This window comes from Amycolatopsis thermalba (genome assembly GCF_003385215.1).
GTDB classification, from domain to species: domain Bacteria; phylum Actinomycetota; class Actinomycetes; order Mycobacteriales; family Pseudonocardiaceae; genus Amycolatopsis_E; species Amycolatopsis_E thermalba.
This window is the reverse complement of sequence record NZ_PQHW01000004.1, coordinates 16363-37129: the sequence shown is the minus strand read 5'-3', so window position 1 is coordinate 37129 and position 20767 is coordinate 16363. Positions and strand designations below refer to the sequence as shown.

The window sequence follows — 20767 nt, the reverse complement described above, 5'->3', positions numbered from 1 at the left end:
ACCCCGAACGGCGGTTTAGCGACCGTAGCCAGCCTTTCGGAGGGCATCGGCCAGCGCGCCACCACCGCCGGACGGCTCGCGGCGCTTGGGCTGACCGCCCTTGCGCGGCTGCCCGCCGCGGCGCTCGCCACCGCCGCCACCAGCGGGTTTGGCGCGGCCGCCGCCGACCTCGTCGTCCAGGCGCAGGGTCAGCGAAATCCGCTTGCGGGCGATGTCCACCTCAAGCACCTTCACCTTGACGATGTCGCCCGGCTTGACCACCTCACGCGGGTCCTTGACGAAGTTCTTCGACATCGCCGACACGTGGACCAGGCCGTCCTGGTGCACGCCGATGTCGACGAACGCGCCGAACGCGGCCACGTTGGTGACCACGCCCTCCAGCCGCATGCCCGGCTTGAGGTCACCGATCTTCTCCACGCCCTCGGCGAAGGTCGCGGTCTTGAACGCCGGGCGCGGGTCGCGGCCGGGTTTCTCCAGCTCGGCGAGGATGTCGGTGACCGTCGGCAGGCCGAAGGTCTCGTCGACGAAGTCCTCCGGGCGCAGCTTGCGCAGCACCCGCTCGTTGCCGATCAGCTCCCGCAGCTCGGTGCCGGTCTTGGACAGGATCCGCCGCACCACCGGGTAGGCCTCGGGGTGCACGCTGGAGGAGTCCAGCGGGTCGTCGCCGCCGCGGATCCGCAGGAAGCCGGCGCACTGCTCGAACGCCTTCGGGCCCAGCCGCGGGACCTCCTTCAGCGCCGAGCGCGACCGGAACGGGCCGTGCGTGTCGCGGTGGTTGACGATGTTCTCGGCCAGGCCGGCGGTGATGCCGGAGACCCTGGTCAGCAGCGGGGTGGAGGCGGTGTTGACGTCCACGCCGACCGCGTTCACGCAGTCCTCGACCACCGCGTCCAGCGACCGGGACAGCGCCACCTCGGACACGTCGTGCTGGTACTGCCCGACCCCGATGGACTTGGGGTCGATCTTCACCAGCTCGGCCAGCGGGTCCTGCAGGCGCCGCGCGATCGACACCGCGCCACGCAGCGAGACGTCCAGGTCCGGCAGCTCCTGCGAGGCGAACGCCGACGCCGAGTACACCGACGCGCCCGCCTCGGACACGACGGCCTTGGTCAGCTTCAGCTCGGGGTGCCGCTTGATCAGCTCGATCGCCAGCCGGTCGGTCTCCCGGGACGCGGTGCCGTTGCCGATCGCGATCAGGTCCACCGAGTGGGCGGCGCACAGCTTCGCCAGCTCGTCGATGGAGGAGTCCCAGCGGTTCTGCGGCTGGTGCGGGTAGATCGTGTGGGTGTTGACGACCTTGCCGGTGGCGTCCACGACGGCGACCTTCACCCCGGTGCGGAAGCCCGGGTCCAGTCCCATCGTGGCGCGGGTGCCGGCGGGCGCGGCCAGCAGCAGGTCACGCAGGTTCGCGGCGAACACGTTCACCGCGTCCTCCTCGGCCTTCTGCCGCAACCGCATCCGCAGGTCGATGCCCAGGTGCAGGAGGATCTTCGTGCGCCAGGCCCAGCGCACCGTGTCCTGCAGCCACTTGTCGGCCGGGCGGCCCTCGTTCGTGATGCCGAACCGCTGCGCGATGCGGCGCTCGTAGTCCGAGGGACCGACCTTCGGCTCATCGGAAGGCTCTTCGGGCTCGACGGTGAGGTCGAGGACGTCTTCCTTCTCGCCGCGCAGCATCGCCAGCACGCGGTGCGAGGGCATCTTGGTGAACGGCTCGGCGAAGTCGAAGTAGTCGGCGAACTTCGCGCCCTCGGTTTCCTTGCCCTGGCGGACCTTCGAGGAGAAGTAGCCTTGCGTCCACATCTTCTCCCGCAGCTCGCCGATCAGGTCGGCGTCCTCACCGAAGCGCTCGACCAGGATCGCGCGGGCACCGTCGAGGGCGGCCTGGGCGTCCGCCACGCCCTTCTCGGGATCGACGAACACGGCCGCGGCGGCTTGCGGGTCGGTGTTCGGGTCGTTCAGCAGGCCGTCGGCCAGCGGTTCCAGGCCGGCCTCGCGGGCGATCTGGGCCTTGGTGCGGCGCTTGGGCTTGTAGGGGAGGTAGATGTCCTCCAGCCGGGCCTTGGTGTCCGCGGCGCGGATCGCCTCGGCCAGCTCCTCGGTGAGCTTGCCCTGGCTGCCGATCGATTCGAGGATCGCGGTCCGGCGCTCGTCGAGCTCCCGCAGGTAACGCAGCCGGTCTTCGAGCGTGCGCAGCTGGGCGTCGTCGAGGGCGCCGGTCACCTCCTTGCGGTACCGCGCGATGAACGGCACGGTCGCCCCGCCGTCGAGCAGGTCCACGGCGGCCTTGACCTGCCCTTCGCGGACGCCGAGCTCCTCGGCGATCTTCTGCTCGATCGACTGCACGGCCACTGTCACGATGCTGATCACTCCCTGCTCGCGGTTGCGGGGGCCAATTCTGCCTGCGCCGTCCCCGGCGGGACACGCAAGGGGGGCCCGCCGTTGCCGAATCGGGAGGATCGGCGCGGTAACCAACGCGAGCCCGGCCGCGACCTCGGGGTACCGGGGTCGAGTCGGGCAGGTGCGGATGGGCGGGAAGCGGCAGGTGCGGGTGGCGATGCACCTCCGGCGGGTCGACGTGGACGGGCCGGACGGCGAGCCGGTGACGTTGTCGTACCCGGGGATGCTGCTGACCGGGTACGAGGACGATCGCAAGGTGTGCGAGCGCTGGATCCCGCTGGGCGGCGAGCCGAGCGTGCCCGACGACGAGCGGCTGATCGAGGCCCTGCACGCGGCGATGCGGTGGCAGAACCACGCGGAAGAGTGCTCCTGAGCGCGTTCCGGGCCCGGCTCAGCGCGATCTCAGGTTCGCCCGGTTACGTTCCGGTCATGGTATCGATGGGAGCCGCCGATGTGCGGCGGAGCGGGCCGGGACCGGTCCGGCTGGGGATCTGCTACGCGACGATCGCGGCCTGCGTGCCGTACCTCGCGCTGAAGGTGATGTGGCTGTCCGGGAGCAGCGCCGGTGCCGCCACCGCCGCCGGCGCCGCGGAACTGCTGGACACGCGGCACCTGGTGGGTGACGTGATCACCGGGCTCATGGAGCTGGCGGCCATCGCGCTCGTGCTCGCGCTGACCTACCGGTGGGGGCGCGGGTTGCCGCGGGTGGTGGTGCTGGGGCCGATCTGGGCGGCGACGGGGCTGCTGGCGCCGATCGCGCTCGGCCTTCCGGTCGGGCTGGTGGTGCAGGCGGTCCTGGGCGGTTCCCCGTCGCCGGCGGACAACGGTCTGCAGGGCTGGGTGTACGCCGTGGTGTACGGCGGGTTCGTCGCGCAGGCCGCCGGGCTGCTGGCCGCCTTCGCCGGCTACGCGCGGGACCGGTGGCCGGCGGTGTTCCGGGCCCGGGCGGTGCGGTTGCGGGATGTCGCCGGCCGGGCCGGTGCGCTGGCGACGCCGGCCGCGGTGGTCGTCCTCGGGTACGCGGTGATGCTGATCGTGTGGTCGGTGTCCGGGGGGCGCTGGGGCGGGCCGGCCGGTTTCGACACCGCGGGGCAGCGGTCCTTCCTGTTCGCGGAAGGGCTGCTGGTCGCCGCGGGCGCCGTCGCGGTGCTGAGCCTGGTGCGGCGCTGGGGCGCGGGACGCGTGCTGCCGCGGGCCGCGGTGGCCTGGGCCGGCACCGGCGTCGTGGTCACCTCCGGGCCCACGCACATCGCGCTCAGCAACAACGCTGAGGTGAGCGCGCTGTTCGCTTCGGTGTCACTGGCCGGTGCCCTGTGCGGCGTGGTCCTCGTCGTGGCGGGTGCCTCGGCGCTGCCCGCGGCCGGCCAATCGCGTACTGCGGCTTCGCCGGCGACGGAAACCAAGGTCACGCTCGGTGGCAGCGTTTGAAGCCGATCAGCGTGCGGTAGTGCTCGCGTGTCGCGAACTGTGCCGGCGTCCACACCGCGGGGCTGCCGATCTCCGCGCACAGGTGCAGCACCCGGTCGTCGTCCGTCCAGATGCCCACGTGCGCGCCGAACGGGTCGGCGGTGCGGTTGAACAACGCCAGGTCCAGCGGCTCCGGCTCGCTCACCCGTGACGTCCAGGCCGTGTCGTGCCACAGCTCGCGGGAGCGCAGGTCCGGCGCCGCCCGGCCGAAGTGCCGGAGCACTGCGTAGGCGTAGACCTGGCAGTTCGCGCCCGAGGCCGGGTCACCGGCGGAACCGGGGATGCGGGAGCCGTCGTAGGGCACCGTCGTCAGCCACGCGGGCAGCCGGGTGAGCAGGGAGTCCACAAGATCATTCTGCGCGTCGTGCCAACGCGCCGCGAGTGTGCCAAGCTCGCCACTGCAACGGGTCAGCGAGGACTGGGAGGCGCACATGGAGCGGGTCGGCACCGGTGAGCACGTCGTGTTCGTGCTGCACGGCTGGTTCGGGTCGTCGAAGGCGTGGCAGGAACTCACCCCGCACCTCGACGCCGAGCGGTTCACCTACCTCTTCCCCGACTACCGCGGCTACGGCACGCGCAAGGACGAGGCGGGCGCGCACACCGTCGCCGAGGCGGCCGGTGACGTGCTGCTGCTCGCCGACGAACTCGGCCACGACCGGTTCTCCCTCGTCGGCCACTCGATGGGCGGCAGCGTCATGCAGTACGTCCTCGCCGAGGCACCCGGCCGCGTCCGGTCGCTGTTCGGGATCTCCCCGGTCCCGGCCAGCGGCGTGCCGATGGACGAGGACACCTGGCGCCTGTTCAGCAGCGCCGCCGACGATCCGGCCAGCCGCCGCGCGATCATCGACTTCACCACCGGCGGCCGCCATCCCGGCTCGTGGCTCGACGGCATGGTCCGGCATTCGCTGGAGAACTCCGACCGGACCGCGTTCGCCGAGTACCTGGAGGCGTGGGCGAAGACCGATTTCTCGGACCGGATCGCGGGCAACGAGGTGCCGATCAAGGTCGTCGTCGGCGAGCACGATCCCGCGCTCAGCGAGGACGTCATGCTCGCGACCTTCGGGCAGTGGTACCCGAAGCTCGAGCTGGAGGTCCTGCCGGACGCCGGGCACTACGCGGCCGACGAGGTGCCGGTGACCGTGGCCAACATGATCGAAGTGTTCCTGGACGAGCACTGATGTCCGATGTGGACGTCTTCGACCCGAGGGTGTTCGCCCGCGGCGTGCCGCACGACGACCTGCGCCGCCTGCGCGACACCGAACCGGTCGCGTGGCAGGACGAACACGAGGTGCTCGGCTGGCCGTCCGGACCCGGCTACTGGGCGGTGACCCGGTACGCCGACGTGAAGCACGTGCTGCGCACGCCGGAGGTGTTCTCGTCGTGGCTCGGCGCGACGCAGATCCGCGACCCCGAGCCCGACGACCTCACCTTCATCCGGCGCATGATCCTGAACATGGACCCGCCGGAGCACAACCGGTTGCGCCGCATCGTGTCCGCGGTGTTCACCCGGCGGCGGCTGGAACGCTCGGCCGACCAGATCGCCGAGCGGGCGCGGGCGCTGATCGGGGCGGTGGTGCCGCGCGGCCGGTGCGATCTGCCGGTCGAGGTCACCGACGATTTCCCGCTGCTCAACCTCGCCGATCTGATCGGGGTGCCACCGCAGGACCGCGGCCTGCTGCTGAAGTGGACCAACCGCGTCATCGGCTACCAGGACCCGGAGCACGCCGAGATCGTGCGGGGCCCCGACGGGAAACCGATCAATCCGCGGTCACCGGCGATGCTCGCCGACATGTTCGGCTACGCGCAGGAGCTGGCGGAGGCCAAGCGGCGCGACCCGGCCGACGACCTGATGACCGCGCTCGTCCAGGCCACTGTGGACGGACGCTCGCTGGACGACGCCGAGCTGCGGATGTTCTTCTTCCTCATGGTGATCGCCGGGAACGACACCGTGCGCAGCGCGTTGCCGGGCGGGGTGCTGGCGTTGGTGCAGCACCCGGGCGAGTACCGGCGGCTGCGGGCGGATCCGTCGCTGGTGCCCTCAGCGGTGGAGGAGATGCTGCGGTGGCACCCGCCGGTGCTGACCTTCCGCCGGACGGCTGCGGTGGATACCGAGCTGGGTGGGCAGCGGATCGCTGCGGGGGACAAGGTTGTGGTGTACTTCGCTTCGGCCCATTTCGACGAGCGGCAGTTTCCGGATCCGTATCGGTTCGATGTCGCGCGGACGCCCAATGATCATCTGGCGTTCGGGCAGGGGCCGCATTTGTGCCTGGGGGCGCATTTCGGGCGGTTGCAGATGCGGGTGTTCTTCCGGGAGTTCGTGAGGATGCTGCCCGAGGTGCGAGTGGAGGGTGAGGTGCGGCGGTTGACGTCGAACTTCATCAACGGGGTGACGCACTTGCCTTTGGCTTGGTGAAGTGGGGTTTCCGTAGCCGCTACGCGGGTATCCACTGCGCCGGCTTCGCTTCGCTACGCCCGGATCTGCCCCTCCCGGACCCGATCTTTCATTGATTTGGGCTGGGGATCGGGTGCGGGAGGGGAGTGGTTCGGGGGTTGTTGCTTTGCGTTACCGGGTGGCGGTGTGTGGTCGTGTTATGCGAACGGCCGAACTTCGGCGCCGCTCTCCACCAGTGCTGCTCGTACCTGGCGGCCGATCTCCACGGCGCCTGGGGTGTCTCCGTGCAGGCAGATCGACTCTGGCTGCACCTTCACCTCGCTGCCGTCCACCGCGATGATCACGCCCTCCGTTGCCATGCGGACGCATCGCCGGACCACCTCGTCGGGGTCGTGGATCACCGCGCCCGGCTCTCGCCGCGAGACCAGCGTTCCGGCCGGCGTGTAGGCCCGGTCGGCGAACGCCTCACGCACCGGGCGCAACCCGGCCGCCTCCGCCTGGCGCAGGAACTCCGAACCCGGCAACCCCAGCACCGGCAACGACGGGTCGAACAACCGCACCGCCTCCACCACCGCCGCGGCCTGCTCCGCGTGGTGCACGATCGCGTTGTACAGCGCGCCGTGCGGCTTCACGTACGCCACCCGCGTCCCCGCCACCCGGGCGAACGCGTCCAGCGCGCCGATCTGGTACAGCACGTCGTCGGTCAGCTCGGCCGGCGTCACGTCCAGGAACCGCCGCCCGAAGCCGGCCAGGTCCCGGTACGCCACCTGCGCACCGACCGCGACACCCCGCTCCGCGGCCGCCGCCGTCACGCGCCGCAGCACGCTCGGGTCACCCGCGTGGAAACCGCACGCCACGTTGGCGCTGGAGACGATCTCCAGCAGCGCGTCGTCCTCCGTGAGGCGCCAGACCCCGAATCCCTCGCCGAGATCCGCGTTCAGGTCCACCCCGGTCACTCGTCCTCCAGCTCACCCTCGGTCCGCAGGTACACCTCGCGCAACTGCCCCAGCAGCTCCGGATCCGGCTCCGCCCACAGGCCGCGGTCGGCGGCCTCGGTCAGCCGCTCGATGATGCCGCGCAACGCCCACGGGTTGGCCTTCGCGAGGAACTCCTGGTTCTGCCGGTCGAGGACGTACGACTGGGACAGCTTCTCGTACATCCAGTCCTGCACGACCCCGGCGGTGGCGTCGAAGCCGAACAGGTAGTCCACAGTGGCCGCCAGCTCGAAGGCGCCCTTGTAGCCGTGCTTGCGCATCGCCGCGATCCAGCGCGGGTTGACCACCCTGGCGCGGAACACGCGGGCCGTCTCCTCCGACAGCGACCGCGTCCGCACCGCGTCCGGGCTCGTCGAATCGCCCACGTAGGACGCCGGCGCCTGGCCGGTCAACGCCCGGGTGAACGCGATCATCCCGCCGTGGTACTGGAAGTAGTCGTCCGAGTCGGCGATGTCGTGCTCACGCGTGTCGGTGTTCTTCGCCGCGACCTCGATGCGCCGGTACGCGCTCTCCATCGCCGGCCGGGCCTCGACGCCGTCCAGGTCCCGCCCGTAGGCGTACCCGCCCCACGTCGCGTAGACCTCGGCCAGGTCGGCGTCGTCGCGCCAGTTGCCCGAATCGAGCAGCGGCAGGATCCCCGCCCCGTACGCGCCGGGCTTCGAGCCGAAGATCCGCGTCGTCGCCCGCCGCTCGTCGCCGTGCGCCTCCAGATCGGCCTGCACGTGCGCGCGCACGAAGTTGTCCGACGCGGGCTCGTCCAGCGACGCCGCCAGCCGCACCGCGTCGTCGAGCAAGTCCACCACGTGCGGGAACGCGTCCCGGAAGAACCCGCTGATCCGCACGGTCACGTCGATGCGCGGACGGCCCAGCTCGGCGAGCGGGATCGGCTCCAGCCCGGTCACCCGGCGCGACGCGTCGTCCCACACCGGCTGCACACCCAGCAGCGCCAGCACCTCCGCCGCGTCGTCACCGGAGGTCCGCATCGCGGAGGTGCCCCACACCGACAGGCCGACCGACTTCGGCCACTCACCGGTGTCCTCGCGGTACCGCCGCAGCAGCGACTCCGCCAGCGCCTGCCCGGTCTCCCACGCCAGCCGGCTCGGGATCGCCTTCGGGTCCACGGTGTAGAAGTTGCGGCCGGTCGGCAGCACGTTGACCAGCCCGCGCAGCGGCGACCCGCTCGGTCCGGCCGCGATGTACCCGCCGTCCAGCGCGTGCAGCACCGCGTCGATCTCGCCGGACGTGCCGGCCAGCCGGGGCACGATCTCGGTGGCCGCGAACGTCAGCACCCGCGCGACCTCCGGATCGGAAGCCACCTCCGCGACCGCGTCCGGCGACCAGTCCCGCTTCTCCATCGCCTCGACCAGGGCCCGGGCCGACGCCTCGATGGCGTCCACTTCGGACGTCGGCGCGCCTTCCCGCAGACCGAGCACCGACCGCAGGCCCGGCACCGCACCGGCCTTGCCGCCCCACATCTGCTGCGCCCGCAGCATCGCCAGCACCAGGTTGACCCGTGCCTCACCGGCCGGCGCGGCGCCGAGGACGTGCAGGCCGTCGCGGATCTGCGCGTCCTTCACCTCGCACAGCCAGCCGTCGATGTGCAGCAGGAAGTCGTCGAACTCGGCGTCGTGCGGGCGCTCCGAAATGCCCAGGTCGTGGTCGAGCTTGGCGGCCTGGATCAGCGTCCAGATCTGCTGCCGGATCGCGGGCAGCTTCGCCGGGTCCATCGCCGCGATGTTCGCGTGCTCGTCGAGCAGCTGCTCCAGCCGGGCCAGGTCGCCGTAGCTCTCCGCGCGCGCCATCGGCGGGATCAGGTGGTCCACGATCGTCGCGTGCGCGCGCCGCTTCGCCTGCGCGCCCTCGCCCGGGTCGTTGATCAGGAACGGGTAGATCAGCGGCAGGTTGCCCAGCACCGCGTCCGGGCCGCAGGACGGCGACAGCCCGGCGTTCTTGCCCGGCAGCCACTCCAGCGACCCGTGCTTGCCCAGGTGGACCACCGCGTGCGCGCCGAACTCCTCCTCGATCCAGCGGTAGCAGGCGAGGTAGTGGTGGCTCGGCGGCAGGTCCGGGTTGTGGTAGATTGCCACCGGGTTCTCGCCGAACCCGCGCGGCGGCTGGATCATCAGCACCACGTTGCCTGCCCGCAGCGAGGCCAGCACGATGTCACCGTCCGGATTGGACGACCGGTCGACGTAGAGGTCGCCCGGCGGCGGGCCCCAGTGCTCCTCGATGTCCGCACGCAGGTCCGAGGGCAGCGCGGCGAACCACTCGCGGTAGCGCGCGGCGGGGACGCGGATCGGGTTGCCGGACAGCTGCTCCTCGGTCAGCCACTCCGGGTCCTGGCCGCCCGCGGCGATCAGCGCGTGGATGAGCGCGTCGCCGTCCGGCTGGTCGGTGCCGGTCGGCTCCACACCGGGGAACGGCTCGTCGCCCAGGTCGTAGCCCTGCGCGCGCATGCGGCGCAGCAGCTCGATCGCCGAGGCGGGGGTGTCCAGGCCGACCGCGTTGCCGACGCGGGAGTGCTTCGTCGGGTACGCCGACAGCATCAGCACGATCTTGCGCTGCTCCGGCGGGGTGTGCCGCAGGCGGGCGTGCGCGAGCGCGATGCCCGCGACCCGCGCGGCGCGCTCCGGGTCCGGCACGTAGTGCGGCAGGCCGTCGTCGTCGATCTCCTTGAACGAGAACGGCACGGTGATCAGGCGGCCGTCGAACTCCGGCACCGCCATCTGGTTGCCGGCGTCCAGCGGGGACAGGCCGTCGTCGTTGTCCGCCCAGGTCGCGCGGTCGCTGGTCAGGCACAGGGCCTGCAACGTCGGCACGTCCAGCGCGGCCAGGTCGGCGACGTCCCACGCCTCGTCGTCACCCCCGGCGCCGGCCTCCGAGGGCCGCGTGCCGCCCGCGGCGAGCACGGTGACCAGCAGCGCGTCGGCCTTGCGCAGCTCGGCCATCATCTCCGGCTCGCGCGAGCGCAGCGACGCGCAGTAGATCGGCAGCGCCTGCCCGCCCGCGTCCTCGACCGCCTCGGCCAGCGCCTCGACGAACCGGGTGTTCCCGGACAGGTGGTGCGCGCGGTAGTAGAGGATCGCCACCACCGGACCGTCGGTGCGGCGCGGTGTGCGCTGGAGCACACCCCACGCGGGCTGCTCGGCGGGCGGCTCGAAACCGTCGCCGGTGAGCAGCAGCGTGTCGGACAGGAACCGGTGCAGCTGGGTGAGGTTGGCCGGGCCGCCCTGCGCGAGGTAGGCGTGCGCCTCGGTGGCGATGCCGGCCGGCACGGTGGACAACGCCATCAGCTCCGCGTCCGGCGTCTGCTCACCGCCGAGCACGACCACGTGCTTGCCGCTGGCCCGGACCGCGTCCAGGCCCTCCTGCCAGGTCCGCGCCGATCCCAGGATGCGGACCACGACGACGTCGGCGCCCTCCAGCAAGCCGGGCAGCTCGGCGAGGTCGAGCCGGGCCGGGTTCGCCAGCCGGTACCCGGCCTCGCTGGTGCGGGCGCTGAGCAGATCGGTGTCCGAAGTGGACAGCAGCAGGATCACGCGGGTTCCCTCCTAGGTCCCCCCAACACTGTCCGTTGAGCGGGCCCGCAGTCAAGCAGTCCGTTCGCCGAGACGGGGGAAGGGCCGCGTGGAGAAAATCACCTCCACGGGCACCTCGAAGTACTCCGCGATGCGCAGCGCGAGGTACAGGCTCGGGCTGTACTCGCCGCGCTCGAGGTAGCCGATCGTCTGGTAGTGCACCCCGACCGCCTCGGCCAGCTGCCGCCGCGAGATGCCGCGTTCGGCGCGCAGCATCGCGATGCGGTTGTAGATCGACTCACTCATCCCGGCATCCGCTGTAGTGCCTTCTCCCGCCGTGCGGCCACGGTCGACCCGGACTCGCGCCGCGCCATCCTACGCAGCACGATCGGCGCCAGGACCAGGCCCGCGACCGCCCACGCGCCGAGCACGCCCAGCGTCTCCCAGGTCCGCCACGACTGCCCGATCTCCACCAGCACCATGGTGTCCGGCAGGAACGCCGACCGCATGCCCAGCCCCAGCCAGTACAGCGGGAACACCTGCGCGATGCCCTGCACCCAGGTGGGCAGCTCGCCGATCGGGTAGAAGATGCCCGACGTGCCGACCAGCGCCATCACCGGCAGCATCACCACGCCCATCGTCCGCGGGTTCTCGAACAGCGAACCGAACACCGCCCCGATCGGCAGCGTCGCGACCAGGCCGAGCACCAGCACCCAGGCCAGGGTCACCCAGGTCATGGCGTCGATCTCCAGGCCGTCGAACATGATCAGGCCGGGCACGATGAGCAGCGCGATGCCGGTCAGCGTCATCCCCGAGACCATCACGATCTTGCCGACCAGATACCCGGTCATGCCGTGCGGCAGGGCCTTGGCGCGCAGCAGGGTGCCGTCCTCGCGCTCGACGGTGAGCAGCTGCATCGTGTTGATCAGCCCGCTGAACCCGACGCTCGCGCCGATCAGGCTGGGCAGCGTCATCGAGCCGCGGGAGAACGTGGTGCCGGGGATGACCGAGCCCTTCATCAGGGTCATCACCACCAGGAACACCACCGTCGGGAAGAAGTACCCCCACAGGTCCTGGACGGTCGTGAAGCTCTGCCGCAGCTCGATCAGGCCGCGCCGGAACCCGACCCGCAGTGCGGTGCCGTTCAGTGCCGTCACCGGGCGCCTCCTTCGAACTTGCGCAGCAGCGCCATGTAGGTGTCCTCCAGGCTCGCCCGGCGCACCTCCAGGTCCTCGATCTCCTCGGCGTACTGGGCGAACAGCTCGCGCACGTACTTCGTCGCGTCGGTGGTCGAGTGCACGTACCGCTGGCCGTCGCGGGTCCAGCGGACCTCGGCGTCGGTGGACATCTCGCGGCTGAGCTGCTCGGCCGAGCCGTTCGCGATGATCGTGCCGCCGGCCAGGATGAGGATCCGGTCGGCGAGCTTCTCGGCCTCGTCCAGGTCGTGGGTGGTGAGCAGGATCGTGGTGTCCGACTCGTCGGCCAGCCGGTGGACCAGGTCGTGGAACTCGCGGCGGGCCTCCGGGTCGAACCCGGCGGTCGGCTCGTCCAGGAACAGCAGGTCGGGGCGGCCCACGATGCCGATCGCGACGTCCAGCCGCCGCCGCTGCCCGCCGGAGAGCCGGCTGACCCGCTTGTGCGCGTGCGGGGTGAGGCCGACGGTTTCGACCAGCTCGTCGACGTCCCACGGCCGCCGGTGGTCGACGTAGTACGAGCCGAGGTGGGCCAGCAGCTCCCGTACGCGCCACTTGCCGTGGTCCCGCCAGGACTGCAGCACGATGCCCAGCCGCGCGCGCCAGGCCTCGGTGCCCCGGGCCGGGTCGACGCCGAGCACCCGCACCTCGCCGGCCGACCGCATCCGGAAGCCTTCCAGGATTTCGATGGTGGTCGTCTTGCCCGCGCCGTTCGGGCCGAGCAGCGCCAGCACCTCGCCCTGGGCGGCCTGGAAGGTCACGCCCTTGAGCACGTCGTTGGCGCCGTACCGCATGCGGAGGTCGCGGACGTCGAGCGCGGGCTCGTCGCCCGGCGGCTCCGGTGGTCGCGTCGCGACCTGGCTCATCGCTGTCATAGGTGTTCTCCCCAGTGCTACGCCTGTGCGATGGAATGTAGCAGACCTACTACATATGATCCAGGTAATACTTAGCGCTCCTGGCGCCGTTTACAGTGAGCGCATGGCCCCTCCCGCACGTGTCCGCCCCGACGCGTGCCCGGGTGTGTTCGCCACGCACGAGGCCGCCGACGGCGCCCTCGCCCGGATCCGGTTGCCGGGCGGGCGGGTGAGCGCGGAGCAGGCGCGGGTGCTGGCCTCCTGCGCCGAGGACCTCGGTGACGGGTCGGTGCACCTGACCTCGCGCGGCAACATCCAGCTGCGGGGCCTGTCGCGGGACACCGGTGAGCTGGTAGCGCGGTTGTCGGCCGCCGGGCTGCTGCCCGCGCCCGCGCACGAGCGGGTGCGCAACTACCTGGCCTCGCCGCTGAGCGGGCTCACCGGCGGGCTGGTCGACGTCCGGGAAGTGGTGGCCGAGCTGGACCGGGCGGTGTGCGCGCGGCCCGAGCTGACCGCCCTGCCGGGCCGGTTCCTGTTCGCCCTCGACGACGGCCGCGGCGACGTGTCCGGCGAGGACGCGGACGTGTGCTGGCGGGCGCTGGACTCCTCGACCGGCGCGGTGTTGCTCGCCGGGCGGGACACCGGCGAGCGGGTGCCGTTCGCCGGGGCGGTCGACGCGCTCGTGCGGAAGGCGTTGTGGTTCCTGGAAGTCCGGGGCAGCGCGTGGCGGGTGCGGGAGCTGGACCTGCCGTCCGGCGAGCGTCTGCCCACGTCACCGGGTGTGCCGATCGGGCCGTTCACCCGCGGCGACGGGCTCGCCGGGGTGGTGGGCGCGCCGGTGCTGGGGCAGCTCGCGGCCGCGGACCTGCGGGCGCTGGGGGAGATCGTGGTGACGCCGTGGCGGTCGGTCGTGGTGCCCCGCGGCCTGGACGCGCCGGGCCTGGTGACCGATCCGGCCGCGCCGGGACTGGGGATCAGCGCGTGCATCGGGCGGCCGGGCTGCGCGAAGTCGCGGGCCGACGTGCGGGCCGACGCGCGGGCGATGATGCCCCGCGTTCCCGCCGGGGTGCGGATGCACTTCTCCGGATGCGAACGGCGGTGCGGGCGACCGCACGAGCCGCACGTCGACGTGCTCGCGGGCAGCGAGGGATACCAGAAGGGAACAGCGTGATCGACTACATCCGCGACGGGGCGGAGATCTACCGCCACTCGTTCGCCACGATCCGCGAGGAGGCCGACCTCGCGATCCTGCCGGAGGACCTGGAGCCGGTCGCGGTCCGCATGATCCACTCGTGCGGCATGGTCGACCTGGTCGACGACCTCGCCTACTCGCTGGACCTGGTCGAATCGGCCCGGGCCGCGTTGCGCGGCGGCGCACCGGTGCTGTGCGACGCGCAGATGATCGCCAGCGGCGTGACCCGCAAGCGCTTGCCCGCGTCCAACGAGATCCTGTGCACGCTGTCCGACGAGCGGGTGCCCGCGCTGGCCGAGCGGATGGGCACGACCCGGTCCGCGGCCGCGCTGGAGCTCTGGCGGGACAAGCTGGCCGGTTCGGTGGTGGCGATCGGCAACGCGCCGACCGCGTTGTTCCGGCTGCTGGAGATGATCGACGAGGGCGCCGGGGTGCCTGCCGCGATCATCGGCGTGCCGGTCGGGTTCGTTGGCGCCGCGGAGTCCAAAGAGGAGCTGGTCAAGCGCGCGCCCGCGCCCTACCTGGTGGTGCACGGGCGGCGGGGCGGCAGCGCCATGGCCGTGTCCGCGATCAACGCGCTCGCGAGCGAGGTCGAATGAAGACGGGCAAGCTGTGGGGCGTCGGGCTCGGCCCGGGCGACCCGGAGCTGATGACGGTCAAGGCGGCGCGGCTGATCGGCGAGGCCGACGTGATCGCCTACCACTGCGCGCGGCACGGGCGCAGCATCGCGCGGTCGGTCGCCGAGCCGTACCTGCGCGAGGGGCAGATCGAGGAACGGCTGATGTACCCGGTGACCACCGAGGGCACCGACCACCCGGGCGGGTACGAGGGCGCGATCGCCGAGTTCTACGAGCTGAGCGCGAAACGGCTCGCCGAGCACCTGGACGCCGGGCGGGACGTGGTGGTGCTGTGCGAGGGCGACCCGTTCTTCTTCGGCTCGTACATGTACATGCACGAGCGGCTGTGCGACCGGTACGAGGCCGAGGCGGTGCCCGGCGTGACGTCGGTGTCGGCGGCCTCGGCGGTGCTGGGCAAGCCGCTGGTGCAGCGCGACGAGGTGCTGACGGTGCTGCCCGGGACGCTGCCCGCGCCGGAGCTGGCGCGGCGGCTGGCGGACACGCAGGCCGCGGCGGTGATGAAGCTGGGCCGCACGTTCTCGTCGGTGCGCGAGGCGCTGGCCGAGTCGGGGCGGCTGGACGAGGCGTACTACGTCGAGCGGGCGACGTGGGACAACCAGCGGGTCGAGCCGTTCGCCGACGTCGATCCGTCGACGGTGCCGTACTTCTCGCTGGCGCTGGTGCCGAGCCCGGCTTACGCGTCGCGGAAGGAGCCGGCCGCCGCTCCGGCGGCGGCTCGGGTGGACGGTGGCGAGGTCGTGGTGGTCGGGCTGGGGCCGGCCGGGCCGGAGTGGCTGACGCCGGAAGCGTCCGCGGCACTGGCCGAGGCGGAGCACATCGTCGGGTACGGGCCGTACGTGGCGAAGGTGCCGCAGCGGGCCGGGCAGGTGCGGCACGCGTCGGGCAACCGGGTCGAGGCGGATCGGGCCCGGCATGCGCTTTCGCTGGCCGCCGCTGGGGCGCGGGTGGCTGTGGTGTCCTCGGGTGACCCCGGGGTGTTCGCGATGGCTTCCGCGGTGCTGGAGCAGGCGGCCGAGCTGGAAGAGCCGGTGCCGGTGCGGGTGATCCCCGGGGTGACGGCGGCTTCCGCGGCGGCGGCGCGGGCCGGGGCACCGCTGGGGCACGACTACTGCGTGCTGTCGCTGTCGGATCGGCTGAAGCCGTGGGAGGTCATCGAGCGGCGGCTGGAGGCTGCGGGGGCGGCCGATCTCGTGGTGGCGATGTACAACCCGGCTTCGCGGACGCGGACCGAGCAGTTGGTGCGGGCCCGGGAGGTGCTGCTGCGGCATCGGGCCGCCGAGACGCCGGTGGTGGTGGCGCGGGACGTCGGCGGGGCCGAGGAATCGGTGCTCGTGACCACGCTGGGGGAGTTCGATCCTGCCGCGGTGGACATGCGGTGCCTGGTGATCATCGGGTCGTCCCGGACCCGCGTGACGCACGGGCAGGTGTGGACGCCCCGGTCCTACTGATGGAAGAAGGCCCCTCCGGCTGGAGGGGCCTTCTTCGTCACCGCGTCGGGGTCGAGCCGTTGGGTTGCTGTGGGCCGGGGCCGGGGCTCTGCCAGCCCCACATCGTCTCCGTGCCGTGTTCCACCTGCGGTGCCACGCCGTCGGTGAACGGCTCGATCTGCAGCAGGCGTCCCCACGACCGGCCGGACCGGTCGCCCTCCAGGAAGCTCGGCACCTCGGGCTGGTCGGCCAGCTCCTCGATCCACCCGTTCGGCCCGCCGCCGATGTTGTCCGCGACCCCGGCCTCCGCGGCCAGATCGCCTGCGGTGATGCGGTACGCCGGGATCTGCGAGATGCCGTCGTGCGAGGCGACCGGGTTCATGCACGGGTACACGAACGCCGCGGGCCAGTCCATGTAGACCGGGGCGCTGCCGACCCGCTGCGTCAGCGTGGTGAACGTCGGCACGCGCGGGGCGCTCACCGCGACCCAGCCGTCACCGGTGATGTCGTCGTCCTTGGCCACCACGCGCACCCGGTTGACGTCCGCGGGCAGGTCGCCGATGTCCAGCCGCTCGTCGGCCCACTTCGTCTCGTCCGTCGTCGCTCCGGTGCCGACGTTCGGCGCCAGCACGGTGGTCGACCGGACCACCTCGACACCGGCCGGGGTGTCCTTGCCGAACTCCAGCGCCACGCTCGTCGCCTTGCCCGGGGGCGCCGCGGCGGCGATCGTCACCTGCGCACCGGCGTGCTGGTCCGGCAGCGCGTACCAGTCGGTGCGCAGCCGGCCGGTCGCCGAGCCCTCGTGGTAGCTGCTCCACATCGGCACGGTCGCCGTGGTGAAGCCGTGCGGCGGTGCGTTCAGCGGGTCGTCGTCCCCGTTGCCGTCGGTGTGGAAGCCCGCCGAGGTCTTCTCGTTGCCCTCGTCCTCGGGCCGCGGCAGCGTCGAGTTCTCCTGCGCCGGCGTCCGGGCCGGCACGGTCACCGCGGACACCGGCTTCAGCATGCTCGACACCGGGTCCTGCTCGACCATCACGCGATCGGACAGGTTGCAGCTCTTGCCGAACAGGTGGTCCACGTTCGCCGCGGCGAGGCTGTAGCTGCCGGTCGACATCTGCTTCTGGATCGACTTCGCCATGCTGGCGACCTCGAACACCACGACCGCGCCGCACACCACGACCAGCGACGTCGCGCCCAGCCGCAGCGCACGCCCGCGCCGCTCCTGCACCGGCGGCGGCGCACCCGGCCGCTGCATGCGCACGTTCTCCACGAACGCGAACACCGCCGCCACCGCCGCGGCCGCCAGCAGCGCGGTGGACAGGTGCCAGCCCTTGATCGACGGCGCCTTGTCCCACCACGGCACCCCGAGGCTGGACACGAACCAGTACGCGTTCGGGCCGGTCGCCGCCAGCGCGGCCACCACCAGCAGCCCGGCGGTGAACGCCGCGCGGTTGCGCCGCGACCGCAGCACCGTCGAACTCGTCGCCAGCGCGGTCAGCGCCGCCATCGCCGCCCCGACACCGGCGAACGCGCCGAAGTGGTGCGTCCACTTGGTCGGGGTCAGGGCCAGCAGCAGGAAGAACAGCGCCACGGTGCCGATCAGCCGCCGGGCCGGGCCCAGGGCCGCGCCCTGGATGCGGCCGCGCCGCAGCAGCACCACCAGGCAGGTGCCGGTGCACAGGATCAGCAGCAGCACCGGGAACCGGCGGGTCAGCGCGCCGTCCGCGCTGCTTTCGAACAGCAGCTCGTAGCGCGACAGCTCCTCGTACCAGGACTTGTTGGGGCCGACCGAGCCGCGCAGGCGGGTCGCCTCCATCACCGTGGAGAACGTCTGGTCGGCGAACACCACGATCAGCACGATGAACCCGGCCGCCGCGATCGGCGCCAGCACCGCGAGCCAGCCGGAGTCGCGGGCGCGGCTGCGCAGCAGGTGGAACAGCGGCTTCGCGGCGACCAGGAACGGCGCCACCGCGATCAGCGCGGTCGGCGTCGCCGCCAGCGCGAACGCGGCCCCGATCAGGCCCAGGCACAGCGGCAGCAGGCGCCGCGTGACCAGCGCGCGCTCCACGGCGCACAGCGCGATCAGCGAGCCCAGCGCGGCCCACGGCTCGGGGCGGACACCGTTGTTGAACGGCAGCCACCACACCAGGAACACCACGGCCGCGGCCCAGCCCGCCGCCGGGCTGATCCGGACCTCCTTGCCCAGCCGCGGCAGCACCTCACGCGAGATCAGCAGCCAGCTCAGGACGCCGAGCAGGAACGACGGCAGCCGGATCCACGGTGGCACCGTGGACAGCGTCGCCATCAGCTCGTAGATGTGGTCGTTCCACCCGAACGGCGCCTCCGCGACGCCGAACCAGCGGTGGTAGTTGGTCAGGTAGCCGACCTGGTCGGCGACCCGGGCCATGGTCAGGATGTAGCCGTCGTCGGAGGTGACCGGCCCGATGAACACCCACGCGCCGAGCACACCGAAGACGGTGACGTCCCGTTTGGTGAGTTTCCACCAGCCGATCGGGGCCCACCGCGGCGCGCGGCGCGCGGTGCCCGAGTCCAGCCGGTTGACCGCGATGAGGCAGCCGATCAGCGACAGCAGGGCGAACACGCCGACGCCGACCTTCAGCCCGGTGGGGGAGGACTGGTAGCGGGTGTCCGGGGTGATGCCGACCGACAGGCCCGCGATCGGGTCCCGGGCCGACGAGATGTCCGTGTAGATGCCCAGCACGCGCGGCCGGGCGTCGCCGCTGGAGTCGTAGACCGGGGTGCCGGCCACCGACAGGGTGGTGTGCGTGGCGGTCGAACTCACCCGCACGTCGCACCCGGTGGCGGGCAGCGGCTGGCGCGCGACCTGCTGGCCGCGGCTGGTGGCGGTGAGCAGGCCGTCTTGGACGTTGAGCTGCATCCCGGCGCCGTTGCCCGCGCGGGCCGGCGGCACGGTGGAGAACAGCAGCCCCGCGCCCGCGGTGCGGCCGTCCAGGGACTGGATCGTCGCGCACGGCAGGGCCACCTGCAGGTCCTGCGCCCAGTAGCCGACGAGCGGGGCGTTCACCGGGCGGGTGTCGCTGCCCGCCGGCCACACGATCTTCGCCGTGTCCTGGACGACCGGCATCAACGGGTAGGCGACCGCGCAGCCCGCGGCGAACAGACCCAGTACGACGGCGAGCAGCCGCCACAAGAACGTGCGAGGTCGCTCCGGTGAGGTGCTCTCCGACGCGCCCCGCTGGTCCGGGTCGGCCGCCTCATCCGGTGCGACAGTAGGTGTCCTGCTGGCCATCCACATTGGGAGAACGCTATCGCGATGCTTCCTCGCGCTCGCTTCGGGATGGGGGTGTGCCGAACCGCTCACGGTGCGTCGCCGCCGCCAGCGGCCGCCGCCTCCGCCAGCCGTGCCGCTCCAGGTCCGGAATCTCCTGGAGTTCGCTCACCGGGCCGAGACAGAGCCAGGCGACCGGCCGCACTCCGGCCGGGATGCCGAGCAGGTCACGCAGGAAATCCTCGCGGTAGAAGCTGACCCAGCCCACGCCGAGGCCCTCCGCGGTGGCGGCGAGCCAGAGGTTCTGGATCGCCAGGCACACCGAGTACAGGCCGGCGTCGGCGATCGCGTGACGGCCGAGCACGTCCGGCGCGCCGCGGCTTTCGTCGTAGGTCACCACCACGCCGAGCGTCGCGGAGAGGATGCCCTCGATCTTGATCGGGGCGAACGTCTCGCGGCGCTGCGCGGGCAGCGACGCGGCGAACACCTCTCGCTCGGCGAGGACGTGATCGCGGAACGCGGTGCGGGTCCGGGTGCTTTCGACGAGCACGAAATCCCACGGCTGGGTGAGGCCGACGCTGGGCGCGGAGTGCGCGGCCTCCAGGATGCGGGCCAGCACGTCGTCGTCGATGGGCTCGCCGGTGAACTCCGCCCGCACGTCCCGCCGTCGCCGCAGGACCTCGTAGAACTCCTCGATCATGCGTCCAGGATCGCCGACACCCAGCGCAGCGCGGCATCCACGTCCGCGACGGTGTGCGCCGGCGGCCGCGGTGGGCGCCGCACGACGACCACCGGCACACCCTCCTGACGGGCCGCGACGAGCTTCGCGGTGGTCATGTCGCCGCCGCTGTCCTTGGTGACCAGCACGTCGATGCGGTGCTCGCGCAGCAGCGCGGTCTCGCCCTCGACGGTGTAGGGGCCGCGGTCGAGCAGGACGTCCAGGCGCGGCGGCAGCGGCGGTTCCGGCGGGTCGACGCAGCGGGCCAGGAAGTACGGCCGCGTGCAGCGCGCGAAGGCGGACAGGCCCTGGCGGCCGCTGGTGAGGAAGATCCGGTCGCCCAGCCGTTCGGCCACCGTCGCGGCCTCGTCGAGGGTGTCCACCCAGTGCCAGTCGTCGCCCGGGCCTTGCTGCCAGCCGGGGCGCTGCAGGCGCAGCAGCGGGACGCCCGCCTGGCTCGTGGCCGTTGCCGCGGACGCGCCGATGCGTTCGGCGAACGGGTGTGTGGCGTCCACCACGGCGGCGGTGCCGTGCTCGGTCAGCCACCGCGCGAGGCCGTCCGGTCCGCCGAAGCCGCCGACGCGCACTTCGCCGGCCGGCAGGCGCGGGTTGGCGACGCGTCCGGCCAGCGACGACGTGACCGCGACGCCGCGGTGGACGAGCCCGGCGGCCAGCGCGCGGGCCTCACCGGTGCCTCCGAGCACGAGTACTTGCGTCACGCCAGCCATA

Annotated in this window: 17 protein-coding genes; 7 read left to right on the top strand and 10 right to left on the bottom strand. The window is 72.3% G+C overall.

Annotated features, from left to right (window positions below):
- Positions 1 to 15: 15 nt before the first annotated feature.
- Entirely contained in the window at positions 16 to 2367 is a 2352-nt protein-coding gene (locus D0D15_RS02805; protein ID WP_094006213.1) for a Tex family protein, read from the bottom strand.
- Between the two features lie 157 nt (positions 2368 to 2524).
- Here D0D15_RS02805 and D0D15_RS02800 point away from each other — a divergent pair, with 157 nt between their 5' ends.
- Positions 2525 to 2770: a hypothetical protein gene (locus D0D15_RS02800; RefSeq protein ID WP_094006214.1), complete on the top strand. Its 246-nt coding sequence runs from the start codon at positions 2525 to 2527 to the stop codon at positions 2768 to 2770.
- A gap of 56 nt (positions 2771 to 2826) precedes the next feature.
- Complete coding sequence (locus D0D15_RS02795; protein WP_143266204.1) at positions 2827 to 3825, top strand: hypothetical protein; 999 nt, start codon at positions 2827 to 2829, stop codon at positions 3823 to 3825.
- On the opposite strand, the gene D0D15_RS02790 is transcribed toward D0D15_RS02795, so the two are convergent.
- On the bottom strand, positions 3803 to 4210 hold the full coding sequence (locus D0D15_RS02790; RefSeq protein WP_094006216.1) for an NlpC/P60 family protein: 408 nt from the start codon (positions 4208 to 4210) through the stop codon (positions 3803 to 3805). The two genes, D0D15_RS02795 and D0D15_RS02790, sit on opposite strands and share 23 nt — an antisense overlap.
- 85 nt (positions 4211 to 4295) lie before the next feature.
- Here D0D15_RS02790 and D0D15_RS02785 point away from each other — a divergent pair, with 85 nt between their 5' ends.
- Positions 4296 to 5042 (top strand): alpha/beta fold hydrolase, encoded by a 747-nt coding sequence (locus tag D0D15_RS02785; RefSeq protein WP_094006217.1) that lies wholly within the window; start codon positions 4296 to 4298, stop codon positions 5040 to 5042.
- Complete coding sequence (locus D0D15_RS02780; protein ID WP_094006218.1) at positions 5042 to 6277, top strand: cytochrome P450; 1236 nt, start codon at positions 5042 to 5044, stop codon at positions 6275 to 6277. Before D0D15_RS02785 ends, D0D15_RS02780 begins: the two co-directional genes overlap by 1 nt.
- Positions 6278 to 6453: 176 nt before the next feature.
- Here the strand turns inward: D0D15_RS02780 and D0D15_RS02775 are convergent, their stop codons facing one another.
- The 5 genes from D0D15_RS02775 to D0D15_RS02755 are packed head-to-tail and all read right to left on the bottom strand — an operon-like array spanning position 6454 to position 12828.
- Complete coding sequence (locus D0D15_RS02775) at positions 6454 to 7212, bottom strand: LamB/YcsF family protein (protein ID WP_094006219.1); 759 nt, start codon at positions 7210 to 7212, stop codon at positions 6454 to 6456.
- Positions 7209 to 10790, bottom strand: a complete 3582-nt coding sequence (locus D0D15_RS02770) for a cobaltochelatase subunit CobN (RefSeq protein ID WP_115944215.1) — start codon at positions 10788 to 10790, stop codon at positions 7209 to 7211. The genes D0D15_RS02775 and D0D15_RS02770 overlap by 4 nt, the downstream gene beginning before the upstream one ends.
- 51 nt (positions 10791 to 10841) lie before the next feature.
- Positions 10842 to 11075 carry a helix-turn-helix transcriptional regulator gene (locus D0D15_RS02765; RefSeq protein WP_094006221.1) on the bottom strand — a complete coding sequence of 78 codons (234 nt, stop codon included), beginning with the start codon at positions 11073 to 11075 and terminating at the stop codon, positions 10842 to 10844.
- Complete coding sequence (locus D0D15_RS02760) at positions 11072 to 11917, bottom strand: ABC transporter permease (protein ID WP_094006287.1); 846 nt, start codon at positions 11915 to 11917, stop codon at positions 11072 to 11074. The genes D0D15_RS02765 and D0D15_RS02760 overlap by 4 nt, the downstream gene beginning before the upstream one ends.
- A 5-nt stretch (positions 11918 to 11922) precedes the next feature.
- Entirely contained in the window at positions 11923 to 12828 is a 906-nt protein-coding gene (locus D0D15_RS02755; protein WP_094006222.1) for an ABC transporter ATP-binding protein, read from the bottom strand.
- A gap of 112 nt (positions 12829 to 12940) precedes the next feature.
- On the opposite strand from D0D15_RS02755, the gene D0D15_RS02750 reads away from it, so the two are divergent.
- From D0D15_RS02750 to D0D15_RS02740, 3 genes are read left to right on the top strand one after another with little or no spacing between them, the layout of a single operon-like run.
- Positions 12941 to 13987, top strand: a complete 1047-nt coding sequence (locus tag D0D15_RS02750; RefSeq protein ID WP_094006223.1) for a nitrite/sulfite reductase — start codon at positions 12941 to 12943, stop codon at positions 13985 to 13987.
- Positions 13984 to 14607, top strand: a complete 624-nt coding sequence (locus D0D15_RS02745; protein WP_094006224.1) for a precorrin-8X methylmutase — start codon at positions 13984 to 13986, stop codon at positions 14605 to 14607. The genes D0D15_RS02750 and D0D15_RS02745 overlap by 4 nt, the downstream gene beginning before the upstream one ends.
- On the top strand, positions 14604 to 16094 hold the full coding sequence (locus D0D15_RS02740) for a precorrin-2 C(20)-methyltransferase (RefSeq protein ID WP_094006225.1): 1491 nt from the start codon (positions 14604 to 14606) through the stop codon (positions 16092 to 16094). The genes D0D15_RS02745 and D0D15_RS02740 overlap by 4 nt, the downstream gene beginning before the upstream one ends.
- A 37-nt stretch (positions 16095 to 16131) precedes the next feature.
- On the opposite strand, the gene D0D15_RS02735 is transcribed toward D0D15_RS02740, so the two are convergent.
- The 3 genes from D0D15_RS02735 to D0D15_RS02725 are packed head-to-tail and all read right to left on the bottom strand — an operon-like array spanning position 16132 to position 20766.
- Positions 16132 to 19341, bottom strand: coding sequence for an arabinosyltransferase domain-containing protein (locus tag D0D15_RS02735; protein WP_094006288.1), 3210 nt, complete (start codon positions 19339 to 19341; stop codon positions 16132 to 16134).
- A gap of 16 nt (positions 19342 to 19357) precedes the next feature.
- A complete protein-coding gene (gene bluB, locus D0D15_RS02730; protein ID WP_094006226.1) occupies positions 19358 to 20020 on the bottom strand; it encodes a 5,6-dimethylbenzimidazole synthase in 663 nt (220 codons plus the stop codon).
- Positions 20017 to 20766 (bottom strand): cobalt-precorrin-6A reductase, encoded by a 750-nt coding sequence (locus tag D0D15_RS02725; RefSeq protein WP_233157323.1) that lies wholly within the window; start codon positions 20764 to 20766, stop codon positions 20017 to 20019. The genes bluB and D0D15_RS02725 overlap by 4 nt, the downstream gene beginning before the upstream one ends.
- Position 20767 lies beyond the last annotated feature (1 nt).

Coding starts and splice junctions, on each gene's coding strand:
- D0D15_RS02800 (WP_094006214.1), top strand. CDS start 2,525: ATGGGCGGGAAGCGGCAGGTGCGGGTGGCGATGCACCTCCGGCGGGTC.
- D0D15_RS02795 (WP_143266204.1), top strand. CDS start 2,827: ATGGTATCGATGGGAGCCGCCGATGTGCGGCGGAGCGGGCCGGGACCG.
- D0D15_RS02785 (WP_094006217.1), top strand. CDS start 4,296: ATGGAGCGGGTCGGCACCGGTGAGCACGTCGTGTTCGTGCTGCACGGC.
- D0D15_RS02780 (WP_094006218.1), top strand. CDS start 5,042: ATGTCCGATGTGGACGTCTTCGACCCGAGGGTGTTCGCCCGCGGCGTG.
- D0D15_RS02765 (WP_094006221.1), bottom strand. CDS start 11,075: ATGAGTGAGTCGATCTACAACCGCATCGCGATGCTGCGCGCCGAACGC.
- D0D15_RS02755 (WP_094006222.1), bottom strand. CDS start 12,828: ATGAGCCAGGTCGCGACGCGACCACCGGAGCCGCCGGGCGACGAGCCC.
- D0D15_RS02750 (WP_094006223.1), top strand. CDS start 12,941: ATGGCCCCTCCCGCACGTGTCCGCCCCGACGCGTGCCCGGGTGTGTTC.
- D0D15_RS02740 (WP_094006225.1), top strand. CDS start 14,604: ATGAAGACGGGCAAGCTGTGGGGCGTCGGGCTCGGCCCGGGCGACCCG.
- D0D15_RS02735 (WP_094006288.1), bottom strand. CDS start 19,341: ATGGCCAGCAGGACACCTACTGTCGCACCGGATGAGGCGGCCGACCCG.
- bluB (WP_094006226.1), bottom strand. CDS start 20,020: ATGATCGAGGAGTTCTACGAGGTCCTGCGGCGACGGCGGGACGTGCGG.
- D0D15_RS02725 (WP_233157323.1), bottom strand. CDS start 20,766: ATGGCTGGCGTGACGCAAGTACTCGTGCTCGGAGGCACCGGTGAGGCC.